General features: G+C 64.6%; 2 protein-coding genes. Both read right to left on the reverse strand.

Features of this window, described 5'->3' with window-relative positions; translation table 11 throughout:
• A partial coding sequence (locus EOA75_RS32140) for a UvrD-helicase domain-containing protein (RefSeq protein WP_164747728.1) occupies positions 1–884 on the reverse strand: 884 nt, incomplete at its 3' end.
• Positions 881–1873, reverse strand: coding sequence for a PD-(D/E)XK nuclease family protein (locus EOA75_RS32145; RefSeq protein ID WP_164747729.1), 993 nt, complete (start codon positions 1871–1873; stop codon positions 881–883). The genes EOA75_RS32145 and EOA75_RS32140, both read right to left, overlap by 4 nt.
• Positions 1874–2168 lie beyond the last annotated feature (295 nt).

The raw sequence follows: 2168 nt of genomic DNA on the forward strand, positions 1-2168 counted from the left end.
TCATTGCGGTGAGCGCCGAAGCCCCGCGCAGCCTCATCATAGGTTTTCAGCTGCAGGCCTTTGCGCTCGAAGAGACGGCCGATTCCCGGATCACAGAGGCGCCACAGGACTCGGAAACTCTCTTTGCTTGCAAGGCAGTCATGATATCGCTGCGCAAGCCCGCGCAATTCGTGCGCGATGTCGGAAAGCCATTTGTCGGGTTCGGCGCTCACCTGCCACCGGTCGAAGTCGTCGACCGCCTGGACGAAATCAATGTCGGGCCGCGCGCCGGCGGACGGAAGGATCGGTTGGGCGTCGGGATGCTTGCGCCGAAGGTTCGCGAGTTCACGGATGAGATTCACCACCTGAAGCGGAATCTCTTCCGCCAATACGACTATCGGGTCGCCTTCCGCGGCATCAGCCGCGAGCCGATGCGAAAACCACGCCGACAGCTCCGCCATGAATAGATTGTCGGCGACGGTGGCATCGACCACACGGGCGCCGGGGTCGAGCCCGGCCTGGACGCCATGGCTGCGGATGATCGACTGGCAAAATCCGTGAATGGTCGTCGCCGTGAGCTCGTCGAGCCGGGGAAAGGCGACGACAAGCGCCTCGCGCTGCTGCTCCGAAAGGCCCTGCGGAAGAACCGCCTCAAGGAACGCGGGAACATCGCCTGCCAGCAGCTTATCGACCGTTTCTCTGATCCGGCGCGCGAGCTGGCTCGCGGCGAGTTCGGAAAAGGTGATGGCGGCGATCTCGCCAGGGTGGTGCCCGGCCGCCAGCATCATCGCCACACGACCGGCCATCAACGAGGTCTTGCCCGTTCCCGCGGCCGCTTCGACCAGCAGGATCGAGGAAAGATCGGTCATGGCCTGGCGACGGGCCTCCTGATCGGCGAGCGTCATGTCGAGGCACTCCAGAGCTTGTTGAGCGGCTGGTTGGCTGGCCGGAACTCTGAAGCCTTGCGGCGCAGATAAGTCTCGCGATCGGCAGGAAGCGCGAGGCGCATATCGTCGTAATCGGCGTCCTGCTCCCAACGCGGCGCGATCCGGCCGCTGCGCAGAATTGTCATGGCCGCTGACAGATAACCCGCCGCCTCGCCGACCACCGCATCGAGCTCGTCGCCCTTGAGCTCGAAGATTGCCGGATCGTCGGCGAGATAGACCAGGCGCGCCACCACGGTCCTGACTTCAGGCAGCAGCGCACGGACCGCGATCGCATAAAGCACGCGCTGCAGCTCTCGCCCCTGGCCCAACGCAATGCGTTGATGTCTCGGAGGCGGCTTCGCGCTCTTGTAGTCGGTGATCCGAGCGCCGTCGCCGGTGGCGCGAATATCGAGCCGATCCATGCGGCCGCCGAACACCAGCCCAGTCTGCTCGATCGGGACCGTAATCGTCGTGTCCCACGGCGCGCCTTCCCCGGCGCCGCCGCGTTGACCGAACGGCACCTCCGTCCAACTGCGCGTATCGGATCTGACCTGATCATCGGCGGCGAGGCCTCTGGCGGTGCGACGCGCGGCCTCGCTCACCGTATGCCGCCACAGGATGGGTGGCGGAACGGAACGCTGTAGTGGCCATGCGTGCAGGATCGCCGTCGACGCATCGGCGATCGCGGCTTCGATCTCATCGGCGCTGGCGCGTGCAAATCCCGGCGTAGGCTCAAGCGCTATGATCGCGCCGCTGATCAGCTCATGAACCAGTTCGCCAAATGAGGCCGCACCGAGCTGTAGCGGATCGGATTGGAACCGGACAGAGCGCCAGCCCAGAGCATAACGCCAGACGAACCCGAGTGGATCTCGCAACAGCCTCTGGAGCGATGTCGTCGACTGAACCCGCGTCAAGGCTCTCTCAATCGCCGGATGATTTGCTCCCGAGAGGCCGTCATGCGGCGTCAATATCGAAGGCCGTTGCCAGTTGCGCCAGCAAAGCTGGCTTTGGCGAACATGGGCGAGTTGGCCGGCATCGCGGGGCCTCGCCAAAAGCCGGTCCGCTTCGCTGAAAGCATGTTCCGGAATGCGATCGCGCTTGTACACGATCTCTGCCGAAGGCCAGAGCGAGCTGGGTGACAGAACGCCGCCCTTGGGGTTGCGCAGCGAGCGGGACAAGACGAGTTGTTCATGGGTGTGCGCCTGGATGACCTCGAAATGGCGCCGGTCGCGCTCGGCGACCCCCACAGGATGAAGCCTGCGG

The sequence above is a fragment of the Mesorhizobium sp. M1A.F.Ca.IN.022.07.1.1 genome (assembly GCF_003997575.1).
Lineage (GTDB): Bacteria > Pseudomonadota > Alphaproteobacteria > Rhizobiales > Rhizobiaceae > Mesorhizobium.